Origin of the sequence: Sphingomonas pseudosanguinis (assembly GCF_052056765.1) — a bacterium.
Taxonomy (GTDB): Bacteria; Pseudomonadota; Alphaproteobacteria; order Sphingomonadales; family Sphingomonadaceae; genus Sphingomonas; species Sphingomonas pseudosanguinis.
The window spans coordinates 779419-793744 of record NZ_CP189888.1; the positions used below are offsets into that span (position 1 = coordinate 779419).

A 14326-nucleotide genomic window follows, 5' to 3' on the forward strand; every position below is an offset into this window, starting at 1 on the left:
GTTGATGCGTACCCAAAATCGCCGTCCGATTCGCCGCAAGCGGCCCGCCAACGGCTTTACCCTGGTCGAACTGATGGTCGTGATCGTCATCATCGGCCTCCTGGCGACGATCGTCGCGCTGAACGTGCTCCCCTCGGGCGACACTGCGCGCGTGCAGAAGGCCAAGGCCGACATCGCGCAGATCGAGGGCGGGCTGGAGCTGTACAAGCTCCAGAACCTGACCTTCCCGACGACCTCGCAAGGATTGCAGGCGCTGGTGACGATGCCCGCCGGCCTCGCCGATCCGTCGCGTTACCAGAAGGGCGGCTATCTCAAGAAGCTGCCCGACGACCCTTGGGGCCGTCCGTACCTCTACGCTTCGCCCGGCCAGCATGGCGAGGCGGATGTCTGGACCTATGGCGCCGATGGCAAGGAAGGCGGCGAGGGGATCAACGCGGATATTGGCAACTGGGATAAGTGAGCCTGCGTGCCCGCCTGGATGCCGGGAACGGCGGCGGGCCGGGCCTGCGTGGGGAGGTTCGGGCGTGGCCTTCGACTTCGCTCAGGCTGAACGGAGCGGGGGCACCGGTCCGAACCTCCATTCGCACTGAGCGAAGTCGAAGTGCAAGGGCCAACGGTTTCACCCTGGTCGAACTGATGATCGTCATCACCGTCATCGGGTTGGCCTCCGCCATCGCGGTCTGGTCGCTGCCCGATCGGCGCGGGCGGGTGGCGGACGAGGCGTTGAAATTCGCCGCCCGCGTCCGCGCCGCGCATGACGTGGCGGTGGTCGAGGCGTCGCCGGTCAGCATCTGGGTGACGCGCGGCGGCTATGGCTTCGACCGGCGCGCGGAGGGCGCGTGGAGTCCGATGACCGCCAAGCCGTTGCGCGTGGCGCAATGGGAGGACGGAACGCAGGCGCAAATTCCCGACGCCAGCGGGCGGGTGCGGATCACCTTCGACGTGACGGGGCTGGCCGACCGCCCGGTCGAGCTGCGCCTGACCCGCGAGCGGGCGAGCAGCATCGTGCGGATCGGGGCGGACGGTACGGTGCGCGTCGATGGGTGAGGCATCCCATATTCCTCCCCTGCAAGGGGAGGTGGCGCGGCGCAGCCGTGACGGAGGGGTATCGCCGCTCGCGATCCGTCCCCTCGCTGGCCGTTACACCCCTCCGTCAGGCCTTCGGCCTGCCACCTCCCCTTGCAGGGGAGGAACAGAAGCGGGCTTTACCCTTATCGAGATCATGGTCGCGCTCGCGGTGTTCAGCCTGGCGGCGATGGCGCTGGTCCGGCTGGAGAGCGCGACGATTCGCGGCGCCTCGATCCTAGACGAGACGCTGGTGGCGCAGATGGTCGCGCGCAACGTCGCGATCGCCGCCGTCACCGATCCACAAGCCCCCGCGCTCGGGCGTACGACGGGGGCGGAGGTGAATGGTGGGCGAAGCTGGAAATGGACGCGGATCGTCAGCGGGACGGGCGATGTCCGCGTCGTGCGGATCGACGTCGCGGTCGCCAATGCCGGGGGCAGCATCGTCGGGCGGATGACGATGGTGCGTCCGCCCATGGCGGCGGCGGCGATCGGGGTGGCGGCGTCGTGATCGGCCTGCCCGCCTTTGGGTGCCCCCGCGCGGGCGGGGGCCCAGTATCCTTGACGCCGGCTGCGGCAGCAATGGTTGAGAAAGAACTGGGTTCCCGCCCGCGCGGGGGTACGGGGCAGGCGGGCTTCACCCTGGTCGAAGTCATGGTGGCGCTGCTCATCTTTTCGATGCTGGCCGCCGCCGCGGTGGCGATCCTGTCGCTCAGCGTGCGGGCGCAGGGGGTGACCGGGGAGCGGCTGGATTCGATGGCCGCCGTCAGTCGGACGACCGCGATCCTGTCGGCCGATCTGGCGCAGGCGGTCGACCGGCCGACGCGCGACGAGGGCGGGGTGCAGACGCCCGCGATGGTCGCCGGACCCGATGCGATGCGGCTGGTCCGGGCGGGCTGGAGCAATCTCGACGATGCCCAGCGGCCGTCGTTGCAGAAGGTCGCCTATCGCCTCAACGGCGACGTGCTGGAGCGGGCGGCGTGGCCGCTGCTCGACGGGGCCGCGCCGATGGAGCCGGCCGCATTGATGGATCATGTCCGCGAGCTGCATCTGCGCTACCGTTTCCAGGGGGCCTGGCTGGAGCAATGGCAGGGCGAACCGGGCGTCGCCCTGCCCCAGGCGGCCGAGGTGACGATCGTGCGCGACGACGGCCAGATCTTCCGCCAGCTGTTTCTGGTCGGCACCGGCTATCGCACCGCCGCCAGCGCGGTCGGCGGGCCGGGTGCCACGCCGACACCCACTCCGACCCCGACCGCGACCCCCGGTGGCTGACCATCACCCCAAGTCCGGCGAGCGGGGCGCCGCGCTGCTGACCGTCCTCATCCTGGTCGCGGTCATCGCGGTGCTGGCCGCGACCGCGCTGGAAAAGCTGCGGCTGGCGACCCGGCTGGGCGGCAATGCGGTGGCGATCGAGCAGGCGCGCGGATACGCCTATGCGGCCGAGGCGCTGGCGATGATCCGTATCGGCGATCTGCTGCAACAGGCGCAGGGCCGCGTGTCGCTGCTGGGCGGATGGAGCGACCGGCCCTTCGCCCTGCCGCTCGGCGGGATGGCGGGGGGCGGCTCGGCGGTGGCGCGGGTGACCGACGGCGGCAACTGCTTCAACCTGAACGGCCTGGCGAGCGCGCTGCCCGGCCAGCCCGGCGTACTGATCGGCAACGCAGTCGAGGTCGCGCATTTCGCCAAGCTGATGCGGTTGCTGGGTATCCCCGGTCAGGTCGCCGAGCAGGTCGCCACCGCCACCTCCGACTGGATCGACAGCGATCAGAACCCGCAGGGCGGCGGCGCGGAGGATGCGCTCTATCTTACTCGCGATCCGCCCTATCGCACCGGCGGCGCGATGATGGCGGATGTCAGCGAGTTCCGCATGGTCAACGGCGTGACGCCCGAGCTGTATGCCCAGCTGCGCCCCTGGATCTGTACGTTGCCCCAGGCGACGCCGACCATGGTCAACATCAACACGCTGGCCCCCGAGCAGGCACCGCTGGTCGCGATGGCGCAGGTCGATACGATTTCGCCGGGTGCCATCGCGCAGGCCCTTTTGCGCCGTCCACCGCAAGGCTATGCGGACGCGGGCGCGTTCTGGGCGCAGATGCCGGGGGCGAGCGGGGGCGGCGGTGTGGCGACGACCACCGGCTGGTTCAATCTGCGCATCACGGTGACGCTGGGCAGCGTCCGGGTCGACGAACGCGCGCTGGTCGATGCGCGACAGGGAATGCCGCAGCTGGTGGCGCGGATTTGGGGGGAAGAGTGATGAGTGCGACCAACCTCCTGTTCCTGCCGCCGGGCGAGGGCGGCGACTATCGCTGGATGCGGATCGAGGACGAACGCATCGCCGCCAGCGGTGAGGGCCTGCCCCAGGGTGACGGCGAGGTGATCGCGGTCGCGCCCGCCGATGCGGTGTCGCTGCACTGGGCCGACATCCCGGCGCGCTCGACCGCGCAGGCCGCCGCCGCCGCACGGCTGCTGGCGGCCGAGGTCAGTGCCGCGCCAATGGACGAACTCCATGTCGCGGTCGGCGAGGACGAGGATGGCGGCCGCCCGATCGGGATCGTCAATCGCGGCGCGATGGCGGGCTGGCTGGCGCGGCTGGGCGCGGCGGGGGTGGACCCGGTCGCGGTCGTGCCTGCGCCGTTGCTGCTGCCGCGCCCGGATGAGGGCTATGTCCGGGGCGATCTGGCCGGGCAGGGCGTGGTGCGCGGGCGTTCGTCGGGCTTTGCCGACGAGCCGGGCTTTACCGAGATCGTCACCGGTGAGGCGCCGCTCGCCGATCTGGACGCCGACGGTGTCGAGGCGGCGTTGGGGGCGGTCGCCGCAGCCCCCGCGCTCGACCTGCGGCAGGGGCCGTTCGCGCGGCGGCGCGGCTTTACGATCGACTGGCGGCTGGTCAGGCGGCTGGCGTGGCTGGGTCTGACGATCATCGTCGTCACGCTGGCGATCGATCTGGTGAAGTGGACCAAATACAGCTTCGCCGCCGATGCGACCGAGGCGAAGATCGAGCAGGTCGCGCGCACCGCGCTGCCGCGCGGCGAGACCCTGGTCGATGCCGACCGGCAGTTGACCGAGCGGTTGTCGGCGGTGCGCGGGCCGGGCCAGGGGTTCAGCCGGACGGCGGCGGCGATCTTCGCGGCGGTGCGCGGCGTGCCCGGCACCGAGCTGACCGCGCTGGACTTCCAGCCGAGCGGGGACGTCCGGCTGGGCGTGGCGGTCGACCGCGAGGCGCTGGCGACCGATCTGAAGCGCGCGATCGAGGCGCAGGGCTTCACCGTCCAGCCCAGCACCTTCGTCGCGGCAAACGGCCGGATCACGGGAGAATTCACGGTGCGTGGGCGATGAAGGCGCTGAAACTCTGGTTCGACGGGCGTTCGCTGCGCGAGAAACGGCTGTTGCTGGTCATGGGCGCGCTGCTGATCGTGACGATCATCTGGGGCGGCATCCTGCGCCCGATGAGCGATGGCCTGTCGAGCGCGCGCGAACGCCATGCCGATGCGGTGATCCGGCTGGGCGAGGCGCAAGCCATCGCCGCCGAACTCTCGCAACGCCGCCGCCGTCCTGCCGCGCTGTCCGGCACGCTGGCCGACACGGTGCGCGTATCGGCCGAGCAGGCGGGCTTCACGCTGACCAGCCTGACCGAGGACGGCCCCGGCCGGGTCCGCGCGCAGATCGGGTCGGCGCGCCCCGCCGCGCTGACGCCGTGGCTCGCCCGGCTGGAGCGGGGCGGCGTGCTGGTCGAACAGGCGACATTGACCGACAATGGCGACCGCACGGTCGGCGTCGCACTCCTCCTGCGGACACGGGTGTCCTGATGCGGTTGCGGATGACCACGCGGCCATCGGTGCTGTTCGCCGCGATGCTGGTCGTGGCGCTGATCGTCTTCCTGCCGATGCGCCTGGCGCTAGGCGCGACCGGGCTGGCCGCTCAGGGGCTGAGCGCAAGGCGGGTCGGTGGCACCATCTGGGGCGGCAGCATGCTGGAGGCGCGGTTCGGTGAGGTCGCGCTCGGCGATCTGCGTGTGTCGCTGTCACCGCTCGCCCTGCTCGTCGGCCGGGCGCGGCTGGCGTTCGAGGGCGCCGGCGCCGATGGTCGCCCGATCATGGGCGCCGCGACGATCAGCCGCCATGCGATGGGCATCGACGGCGTCACCGCCAACCTGCCCGCCGCCGCGCTGTTCGCGCCATTGCCGGTGACGATGCTGTCGCTGGAGGACGTCACCGTCCGTTTCCGCGACGGCGTGTGCGAGGAAGCGGGCGGGCGCGTGCGCGCGACCGTGACCGGCGAGGCGGGCGGGCTGCCTTTGCCGCCGACGATGATGGGCAATGCCCGGTGCGAGGCCGGCGCGCTGCTGCTGCCGATGACGGGGCAGGGCGGGACCGAGGCGGTGAACCTGCGCATCCGCCCCGATGGCCGCTATACCGCAGACCTCGTCCTGACGCCTGGCGATCCGGCGGCGGCGGCCAAGCTGGAGCAGCTGGGCTTCGTCGCGGGGTCGGGCGGCGGCTATCGCCTGTCGGCGCAGGGGAGATTTTGACGCGGGCGCTTTTTGAGCGCTTGACGAAGCCGGGTGATCCCGTTTAGGGGCGCAAGCCTTCGCGGCGACCGTAGTTCAATTGGTTAGAGCGCCGGCTTGTGATGCCGGAAGTTGCGGGTTCAAGTCCCGTCGGTCGCCCCATTCTTTCAGGCCAGTGCGCTGGCCACGGCACCGGCCCCCTTCAGAGCCGTGTCCCCCCAACATCCTCACCGATCTGGGTGGCCGGGTCGGAAGACTCGGTCCGGTTCCGCATTTGTCGGACCGAAGGACGAGCATGACGAACTGGGGCTTTCCCGATTTCGACGCGCATGAAGGCGTGCATCTGTTCACCGATCCCGCATCGGGTCTGCAGGCGGTCATCGCCGTGCACTCGACGCATCTCGGCCCGGCGGCGGGCGGGGCGCGCTTCTGGAACTATGGCACGCCCGCGCTGGCGATCACCGACGCGCTGCGCCTGTCGCGCGGCATGAGCTACAAGAACGCGATGGCGGGTCTGGCGCTGGGCGGCGGCAAGGGCGTGGTCCTGGCGGCCAAGCCCGGCGACGTCATCACCACCGCCCAGCTCGAAGCCTTCGGTCGCGCGGTCGAATCGCTCGGCGGGCGCTACGTGACCGCCGAGGATGTCGGCATGTCCGAGGAGCGGATGAAGGTCATCGCGACCCAGACGCGCTATGTTTCGGGCCTGCCGGTGGCGAGCGGCGCTGCGGGCGGCGATCCCGGCCCCTATACCGCGCACGGCGTCTATCTGGGCGTGAAGGCCGCCGCTAGCCGCGGTCTGGGTGCGACCGACATGAAGGGCGTGCGCGTCGCGATCCAGGGCGTCGGCTCGGTCGGCGGTGGTCTCGCCAAGCTGCTGGCCAAGGATGGTGCGGTCCTGACCATCGCGGACGTAAATCAGGCGCGGGCCGAGCAGATGGCGTCGGAGCTGGGCGCGAGCGTCGCTTCGGCCGACGAGATCCTGTTCGCGGATGTCGATCTGGTCAGCCCCAACGCGCTGGGCGCGGTGCTGAACGCCGACTCGATCCAGAGACTGAAGGCCAAGGTGGTCGCGGGCGGTGCCAACAACCAGCTGGCGACCCGTGAAGACGGCGCGCGCGTGGCGGAAGCGGGCATCCTCTATGCCCCCGATTACGTCATTAATGCGGGCGGTATCATCAATGTTGGTCTGGAATATCTGGGCCAAGGCGACGAGGCCGAGGTCATGGCGCGCATCGCGAAGATCCCGGAGCGTCTGGAACAGGTGTGGCAGCGCTCGGCCGAAACCGGCCATCCGGCGTCGGATGTGGCGGACGAAATCGCGCAAGGCCTGATCGGTCGCTGACCCACGCCTGCTGAGTCTCACGCCCCTCCCGCAGGCGGGAGGGGATGGGGGAGGGCAAGGCCACGGGCGACAGGCTCGGTGAGACCCCATGCCCTCCCCAAACTTCTCCCGTTTACGGGAGGGGCTTAAGAAGTAAGAAGTGAGGCCCCCTCACTCACACCCATCGAAATTCCCACACGCATTCGCGGTTGACGAACCGCTCCCTCACGCCCATTTGCCAATCGGACCAAATCCATCCGATTGGAGATCATGCGCCTTTCCAGCCTAGCCGATTATGCGGTCGTGATGATGACCGCCGCCGCGCGCGAAGGCGCTGGCGGGCGGAGCAACGCGACCCTGCTGGCGGGGCAGACAGGCGTGCCTTTGCCCACCGCGCAGAAGCTCGTGAGCCGTCTGGCGGGCGCGGGGCTGATCGAGAGCACGCGCGGCACCGGCGGTGGCATCCGCCTCGCCCGCGACGCCGACACGATCAGCCTGGCCGATATCGTCGAGGCGGTGGACGGCCCGATCGCGCTGACCGCCTGTGTCGATGGCGCCGCGCATGATTGCGGCCTGGAAATGCAATGTCGTGTGCGTCCGCATTGGCATGTCGTCAATCAGGCGGTACGCGCCGCCTTTTCCGGGGTGACGCTCGCGACGCTCGCCGCCGATCCTGTTGAATCGCAAGTGATGGACGTGTCGCCGCGTCCGGGGGTATTCGCCTGATGGCCACGAAGAATGCAGAGGCGCTCGCCGCCGCCAACAAGAAGTACGAGTGGGGCTTTGCCACCGAGGTCGAGCAGGACTTCGCGCCCAAGGGGCTGAGCGAGGATACGGTTCGCTATATCTCTGCCAAGAAGGGCGAGCCCGAATGGATGCTCGACTGGCGGCTGAAGGCGTTTCGCCTGTGGCAGACGCTGGAGAGCCCGGACTGGGCCAAGCTGAACATCCCGCCGATCGACTATCAGGACGCGTATTATTACGCGGAGCCGAAGCAGAAGAAGACGATCGCGTCGCTGGACGAGCTCGACCCCGAAATTCGCCGGACCTACGAAAAGCTGGGCATTCCGATCGCCGAGCAGGAAGTGCTGGCGGGCGTCGAGGGCGCGCGCAAGGTCGCGGTCGACGCAGTGTTCGACTCGGTGTCGGTCGCGACCACCTTCCGCAAGGAGCTGGAAGCGGCGGGTGTGATCTTCCGCTCGATCTCCGAGGCGATCAAGGAATATCCTGATCTGGTCCGCAAATGGCTGGGCAAGGTCGTGCCGCAGCGGGATAACTATTTCGCGACGCTCAACTCGGCGGTCTTCTCGGACGGCACCTTCGTCTACATCCCGGAGGGCGTCCGCTGCCCGATGGAGCTGTCGACCTATTTCCGCATCAATGCGGAGAATACCGGCCAGTTCGAGCGCACGCTGATCGTCGCGGACAAGGGGGCGTACGTCTCCTATCTCGAAGGTTGCACCGCGCCGATGCGCGACGAGAACCAGCTTCACGCGGCGGTCGTCGAGCTGGTCGCGCTGGACGATGCCGAGATTAAGTATTCGACCGTCCAGAACTGGTATCCGGGCGACGAGAATGGCGTCGGCGGCATCTACAACTTCGTCACTAAGCGCGCGCTCTGTCAGGGCAAGAACAGCAAGGTGTCGTGGACGCAGGTCGAAACCGGCTCGGCGGTGACGTGGAAATACCCAAGCTGCGTGCTGGCGGGCGACGGCTCGGTCGGTGAGTTCTACTCGGTCGCGGTGACGAACAATCGCCAGCAGGCCGATACCGGCACCAAGATGATCCATCTGGGCAAGAACACGCGGTCCACCATCGTGTCGAAGGGGATTTCGGCCGGGCATTCGGACAACACCTATCGCGGGTTGGTCCGCGTGGCGGCGACCGCCGAGAATGTCCGCAACTTCACCCAGTGCGACAGCCTGCTGCTTGGCGACCAGTGCGGCGCGCATACCGTGCCCTATATCGAGGTGAAGAACCCCAGCGCGCAGATCGAGCATGAGGCGACGACCAGCAAGATCAGCGAGGACCAGCTGTTCTACGCCATGAGCCGTGGGTTGGATCAGGAAGCGGCGGTCGCGCTGATCGTCAACGGCTTTGCGCGGGAAGTCTTGCAGCAGCTCCCGATGGAGTTCGCGGTCGAAGCGCAGAAGCTGCTGGGGATTTCGTTGGAGGGTTCGGTCGGGTGAGGGCTCCTCCCAGGGAAGGGGTGCTCAACTGCTTGTATCACCTGCTGGTGATACAACTCCCAGTGGACGACGCACTTAGCGAGGCAGCTCGCTCGTTTGATATGACGAAAGAAGACGTCCGATCGCTTGCTCAAGAGTGGTTTGGCGATCTTGATACACTAGCTTGGAAAGTAGCTTTCGGTGGCCATGCTCAAGATTGAAAACCTCCACGCCGAGATTGACGGCAAGCCGATCCTCAAGGGCCTGACGCTCGAGGTTAATGCGGGCGAAGTCCATGCGATCATGGGGCCGAACGGCGCAGGCAAGTCGACGCTGGGCTATGTGCTGGGCGGGCGCCCGGGGTACGAAGTGACCGAGGGTTCGGTGACGTTCGACGGCGTCGACCTACTCGAGCTGGAGCCGAACGAGCGCGCCGCCGTGGGCCTGTTCCTGGGCTTCCAATATCCGGTCGAGATCCCCGGCGTGTCCAACGTCCAGTTCCTGCGCGAGAGCCTGAACGCGCAGCGCGGCCAGCGCGACGAAAAGCCGCTGTCGGGTGGGGAGTTCCTGAAGCTCGCCCGCGCGCAGGCCGATGGGCTGGGGCTGAACCAGGACATGCTGAAGCGTCCGGTCAATGTCGGCTTCTCGGGCGGTGAGAAGAAGCGCAACGAGATGGTCCAGATGGGTATCCTGAACCCCAAGTTCGCGATCCTGGACGAGACGGATTCGGGCCTCGACATCGACGCGTTGCGCATCGTCGGGGACGGCATCAACCGGATCATGCGCGCGCCCGACAAGGCGGTGCTGCTGATCACCCATTATCAGCGGCTGCTCGACTATGTGCAGCCCGACCGGGTGCATGTGCTGGCCGATGGCCGCATCGTGCGCTCGGGCGGCCCCGAACTCGCGCTCGAACTGGAGCGTGAGGGCTATGCCGGGGTGGAGGCATGAGCGCGGCCTTCCAAATCCTCCCCATCTTCGATGGGGAGGGGGACCGCCGCGAAGCGGTGGTGGAGGGGCGAGGGGCTTGCCCCTCCACCAGCCTGCGGCTGGTCCCCCTCCCCAAGCAAAGCTTGGGGAGGAATTGATGGCGGACGTTTTGGAACTCCCCTTGACGCGCGAGGAGGCGTGGCGCTGGGCCGATATCGACAGCTTGCGCCGGGCGGCGGAGAGCGAGCGGGCGGTGCCGGTCGCGGGGGCGGATCGCTTCCTCGACTTGGGCGGCGCGCGGCTGCTGTTCGTCGACGGCGTGCTGGATGAAAGCGCCAGCGATCTCGGCCCGGTCCAACTGACCCAGATCGATGCCAGCGACCATCCGCTGGGTAGGCAGGCGCTGGGGCGTGGCTGGTCGTTGCGGCTGGACCGCGATGCTGTCGCCGAGCCGGTACAGATCGTCCATGTCGCCAGCGGTGCGGCCAATCACCTGCCGGCCGAGATCGTGCTCGCCGAGGATGCGGCGGCGCAGGTCTATGAGACTTATGTCGGGCACGGCTGGACCAACCGGCTGACGCGGGTGAAGCTTGCGGCGTCGGCGCGGCTGATGCGGGCGGTGCGGCTGCTGCAGGATGACGGCTTCGTGTCGCTGCGCGAGGAAGCCGAACTGGGCGAGGGGGCGAGCCTGACCGCGACCTTCCTGGCGGCGGGTACGATGGGTGCGCGGATCGATGGCGGCATCACACAGACCGGCGACGGCGCCTATGCCGAGTTCGGCGGCGCGCTGCTGACCAAGGGTGAGTTGAAGCAGGAATGTGCGGTTTCGCTGCGCCATGCTGCGCTGAACGGCCAGAGCCATCAGCTGTGGCGTGCGGTCGCCGCCGATCGCAGCCAGGCGAGCCTCGCCGCGCGGGTCGAAGTGGCGCGTCATGCGCAGAAGACCGATGGCGAGCAGAGCTTGCGCGGTCTGCTGCTCCAGCGGACGGCGACGGTGAATTTGAAGCCCGAGCTGGAAATCTTCGCCGACGACGTGAAGTGCGCGCATGGCGCGACTGTGGGTGAACTCGATGCCAAGGCACTGTTCTACATGCAGAGCCGTGGCATCCCTAAGCCCCGTGCGCAGGCGTTGCTGACCCGCGCCTTCGTGGCGGACGCGATCGACCGGATCGGCAACGAGGTGGTGCGCGAAGCCTTTGCGGCGGATGCCGATGCCTGGCTGGAGGCGGCGCTTTGACGACGACCACCCAAATCCTCCCCATCTCCGATGGGGAGGGGGACCGCCGCGAAGCGGTGGTGGAGGGGCGAGGGGCTTGCCCCTCCACCATGCTGCGCATGGTCCCCCTCCCCAAGCACAGCTTGGGGAGGATTTGATGGCGACCGCTTCACCTCTTGATCGCGTGGCGGATTTCCCCGCGATCCCGGACGGCTGGGCCTATCTCGACACCGCCGCGACCGCGCAGAAGCCGCAAGTTGTCATCGACGCGATCACGCGGGCTTATGACACCAGCTATGCCACGGTGCATCGCGGCGTCTATCAGCGCTCGGCCGACATGACGGTCGCCTATGAAAAGGCGCGCGAGGCGACGGCGCGGTTCATTGGCGCTGGGTCGGCGAACGAGATCGTCTTCACGCGCGGTGCGACCGAGGGGATCAACCTCGTCGCCCAGTGCTGGGTCGTGACCAACCTCAAGGCGGGCGACCGCATCTTGCTGTCGATGCTGGAGCATCACTCCAACATCGTGCCGTGGCAGATGGTCGCCGAGCGGCTGGGCGTCGCGATCGACGTGCTGCCGCTGACGGCGGACCACCGCATCGATCTGGATGCGATGGCGCGCATGCTGACCCCGGCGCACAAGCTTGTGTCGCTGGGCCATGTGTCGAACGTGCTGGGTTCTGTACTCGACGCACGGCGCGCGGCCGATCTGGCGCATGGCGTCGGTGCGAAGATCCTGCTCGACGGGTGCCAGGCGGTGCCGCGCATTGCGGTCGATGTGAAGGCGCTCGACTGCGATTTCTACGTCTTCTCCGGTCACAAGCTCTATGGCCCGACCGGCATCGGCGTGCTGTGGGCGCGGCCGGAACTGCTCGAGGCGATGCCGCCCTATCAGGGTGGCGGATCGATGATCGACCGGGTGAGCTTCGAGAAGACCACCTACGCCCCGCCGCCGGGCCGGTTCGAGGCGGGGACGCCGCATATCGTCGGGGCGCTGGGGCTCCATGCTGCGATCGACTATGTCTCGGTGATCGGGCTGGATGCGATCCATGCGCATGAGGCGGCGCTGGTCGCCCAGGCGCGGGAAGGGTTGTCGGCGATCAACTCGGTGCGGCTGCTGGGGCCGGAAGACTCGGCGGGAATCGTCAGTTTCGCGGTCGAGGGGGTTCATCCCCACGACATCGGCACCATATTGGACGAGAGCCGGGTGGCGATCCGCGCGGGCCATCACTGTGCGCAGCCTTTGATGGAGGCGCTCGGCCTGCCTGCCACCGCGCGGGCGAGTTTCGGCGTGTATAACGGACCCGATGACGTCGCGGCGCTGGTGGATGGCGTCCGGCGGGTCACGAGGATTTTCGGATGAGCGATTACAAGATCGAAGAGGTCGAGAGCGTGGCGCAGCCGCCCAAGGCGCGCGTGCAGGACGTGGTCGAAGCCCCGGCGGAGCGCCAGCGCGACTATCTGTCGGGCTTCCTGTCGCAAAAGCCGACCGCCGACGATCCGACCCAGCCGGGCGGCGCGCTGTACGATGGCATCATCGACGCGCTGAAGGATATTTTCGACCCCGAGATTCCGGTCAACATCTATGACCTGGGGCTGATCTACGGCGTCGAAGTGACCGAGGGCGGCCATGCGGTCGTCACGATGACGCTGACCACCCCGCATTGCCCGGTCGCCGAGTCGATGCCGGGCGAGGTGGAACTCCGCGTCTCGGCGGTCCCAGGCATCGCGACGGCCGACGTCAATCTCGTCTGGGACCCGCCATGGGACCCGCAGAAGATGTCGGACGACGCCAAGCTCGAACTGGGAATGCTCTGACCATGGCGACCACGCTCCGTCCGCGCCCCGCCGCACTGAACCTGACGCCCTCGGCCCAAGCGCGGATCGCCGACCTGATGGCGCGCGCGCCGGAAGGGGCGGTCGGGGTCAAGCTGTCGACGCCGCGCCGGGGCTGTTCGGGGCTGGCCTATTCGGTCGATTATGTCACCGAGGCCAAGGCGTTCGATGAGAAGATCGATACGCCGGGTGGGACGCTGTTCGTCGATGGCGGGTCGATCCTGTATCTGATCGGCTCGACCATGGACTGGGTCGAGGACGATTTCACCGCCGGTTTCGTGTTCCAGAACCCCAATGCCAAGGGTGCGTGCGGGTGCGGGGAGAGCTTTACGGTTTGAGGAGAGGCGGCCAGATGGTCCGTCGCCCCTAGCTCTCGTTCCGTTCGGACTGAGCGAAGTCGAAGTGCACGCCCTGCACTATCCGGAATCCTTTGGCCTTCGACTTCGCTCAGGCTGAACGGTGGGGCGGGATGCCCTCACCCTTCCGGCACTCCGCGCCTCCCTCCCTCTCCCGATGGGAGAGGGAAGGGGCCCGCCCACGGAAGGTGGGTGGGAAGGGTGAGGATGGCGATTTAAATCCGGTGGTCCAGCTTCAGGCTGGCACCGTCCCACTCCACCGCCAGATCGCGATAATCCGTCACCGTCGCATGCGCCGTATCCATCGCGTGACGATGCGTCTCGGTGATCACCACGACCGTCATCCCCGCCGCTTCGGCCGCCGCGATCCCAGCGGGTGCGTCCTCGAACGCTAGGCAATCCTTCGGCGTGATGCCCAGCCGCTTCGCCCCCAGCAGGAAGCCGTCGGGTGCGGGCTTGCTCCGCTCGGCATCTTCCGCCGTCACGAACACGCCCGGTAGCGGCAGGCCCGCCGCCTTCAGCCGCACCTCCGCCAGCCGCCGTGGCGCGGAGGTCACGATCGCCCAGCGATCCGCCGGCAGCGCGGCGAGGAATTCCGCCGCACCGCCGATCGGCACGACATCGTCGACGTCCAGCATCTCCGCCTCGGTCAGCGCATGCGCCTCCGCCACCGGATCGATGCCGGGCAGGTTCAGCCGGCGGATCGTCTCGACCGACTGGACGCCGTGGATGGTCGGCAGGAACGCGTCGACATCCAGCCCCTGCCGCGTCGCCCAATCCGTCCAGGCGCGTTCGGCCGAGGCGATCGAACTGAGGATCGTGCCGTCCATGTCGAACAGGAACCCGCCGAAGCGGCGGGTGGGCAGGGCGCTGGTCATGCGGACATCCTGACAGGAAAAGCCCCGCCGCACGGGAGTCATGCGACGG

General features: G+C 68.2%; 17 protein-coding genes and 1 tRNA gene. 17 read left to right on the forward strand and 1 reads right to left on the reverse strand.

Going from position 1 to position 14326, the window contains the following annotated elements; translation table 11 throughout:
* Nucleotides 1-4 precede the first annotated feature (4 nt).
* The 17 genes from gspG (at nt 5) to ACQHGV_RS03600 (ending at nt 13381) form a co-directional block, all read left to right on the forward strand.
* Complete coding sequence (gspG, locus tag ACQHGV_RS03520) at nt 5-460, forward strand: type II secretion system major pseudopilin GspG (RefSeq protein WP_183951155.1); 456 nt, start codon at nt 5-7, stop codon at nt 458-460.
* Between the two features lie 119 nt (nt 461-579).
* Complete coding sequence (locus ACQHGV_RS03525) at nt 580-1047, forward strand: GspH/FimT family pseudopilin (RefSeq protein ID WP_440980123.1); 468 nt, start codon at nt 580-582, stop codon at nt 1045-1047.
* Nucleotides 1048-1120: 73 nt separating this feature from the next.
* On the forward strand, nt 1121-1576 hold the full coding sequence (gspI, locus tag ACQHGV_RS03530) for a type II secretion system minor pseudopilin GspI (protein WP_440980124.1): 456 nt from the start codon (nt 1121-1123) through the stop codon (nt 1574-1576).
* 71 nt (nt 1577-1647) lie between these two features.
* Nucleotides 1648-2337, forward strand: coding sequence for a type II secretion system minor pseudopilin GspJ (gene gspJ, locus ACQHGV_RS03535; RefSeq protein WP_440979445.1), 690 nt, complete (start codon nt 1648-1650; stop codon nt 2335-2337).
* Nucleotides 2330-3319 carry a type II secretion system minor pseudopilin GspK gene (gene gspK, locus ACQHGV_RS03540; RefSeq protein WP_440979446.1) on the forward strand — a complete coding sequence of 330 codons (990 nt, stop codon included), beginning with the start codon at nt 2330-2332 and terminating at the stop codon, nt 3317-3319. Before gspJ ends, gspK begins: the two co-directional genes overlap by 8 nt.
* Nucleotides 3319-4401: a type II secretion system protein GspL gene (gspL, locus tag ACQHGV_RS03545; protein ID WP_440979447.1), complete on the forward strand. Its 1083-nt coding sequence runs from the start codon at nt 3319-3321 to the stop codon at nt 4399-4401. The genes gspK and gspL overlap by 1 nt, the downstream gene beginning before the upstream one ends.
* A complete protein-coding gene (gspM, locus tag ACQHGV_RS03550) occupies nt 4398-4871 on the forward strand; it encodes a type II secretion system protein GspM (protein ID WP_183951149.1) in 474 nt (157 codons plus the stop codon). The genes gspL and gspM overlap by 4 nt, the downstream gene beginning before the upstream one ends.
* Complete coding sequence (locus ACQHGV_RS03555) at nt 4871-5593, forward strand: type II secretion system protein N (RefSeq protein ID WP_440979448.1); 723 nt, start codon at nt 4871-4873, stop codon at nt 5591-5593. Before gspM ends, ACQHGV_RS03555 begins: the two co-directional genes overlap by 1 nt.
* 64 nt (nt 5594-5657) lie before the next feature.
* Nucleotides 5658-5734 (forward strand) — tRNA-His (locus ACQHGV_RS03560).
* Between the two features lie 133 nt (nt 5735-5867).
* The gene (locus ACQHGV_RS03565; protein ID WP_440979449.1) at nt 5868-6914 is read left to right on the forward strand and encodes a Glu/Leu/Phe/Val dehydrogenase dimerization domain-containing protein; all 1047 of its coding nucleotides are present in this window, start codon (nt 5868-5870) and stop codon (nt 6912-6914) included.
* A 249-nt stretch (nt 6915-7163) separates the two neighbouring features.
* Nucleotides 7164-7619, forward strand: a complete 456-nt coding sequence (locus ACQHGV_RS03570; RefSeq protein WP_440979450.1) for an SUF system Fe-S cluster assembly regulator — start codon at nt 7164-7166, stop codon at nt 7617-7619.
* Nucleotides 7619-9082 carry a Fe-S cluster assembly protein SufB gene (sufB, locus tag ACQHGV_RS03575; protein ID WP_440979451.1) on the forward strand — a complete coding sequence of 488 codons (1464 nt, stop codon included), beginning with the start codon at nt 7619-7621 and terminating at the stop codon, nt 9080-9082. Before ACQHGV_RS03570 ends, sufB begins: the two co-directional genes overlap by 1 nt.
* Nucleotides 9083-9268: 186 nt before the next feature.
* Nucleotides 9269-10012 (forward strand): Fe-S cluster assembly ATPase SufC, encoded by a 744-nt coding sequence (gene sufC / locus ACQHGV_RS03580; protein ID WP_183951144.1) that lies wholly within the window; start codon nt 9269-9271, stop codon nt 10010-10012.
* A gap of 136 nt (nt 10013-10148) precedes the next feature.
* Nucleotides 10149-11228, forward strand: coding sequence for a SufB/SufD family protein (locus tag ACQHGV_RS03585; protein ID WP_440979452.1), 1080 nt, complete (start codon nt 10149-10151; stop codon nt 11226-11228).
* Nucleotides 11229-11364: 136 nt separating this feature from the next.
* On the forward strand, nt 11365-12570 hold the full coding sequence (locus ACQHGV_RS03590; protein WP_440979453.1) for an aminotransferase class V-fold PLP-dependent enzyme: 1206 nt from the start codon (nt 11365-11367) through the stop codon (nt 12568-12570).
* Complete coding sequence (locus ACQHGV_RS03595) at nt 12567-13025, forward strand: SUF system Fe-S cluster assembly protein (RefSeq protein ID WP_183951141.1); 459 nt, start codon at nt 12567-12569, stop codon at nt 13023-13025. The genes ACQHGV_RS03590 and ACQHGV_RS03595 overlap by 4 nt, the downstream gene beginning before the upstream one ends.
* 2 nt (nt 13026-13027) lie before the next feature.
* Complete coding sequence (locus ACQHGV_RS03600) at nt 13028-13381, forward strand: HesB/IscA family protein (protein ID WP_440979454.1); 354 nt, start codon at nt 13028-13030, stop codon at nt 13379-13381.
* 233 nt (nt 13382-13614) lie between these two features.
* Here ACQHGV_RS03600 and ACQHGV_RS03605 read toward each other — a convergent pair whose 3' ends face one another.
* Complete coding sequence (locus ACQHGV_RS03605; protein ID WP_440979455.1) at nt 13615-14277, reverse strand: HAD-IA family hydrolase; 663 nt, start codon at nt 14275-14277, stop codon at nt 13615-13617.
* Between the last annotated feature and the right edge of the window lie 49 nt (nt 14278-14326).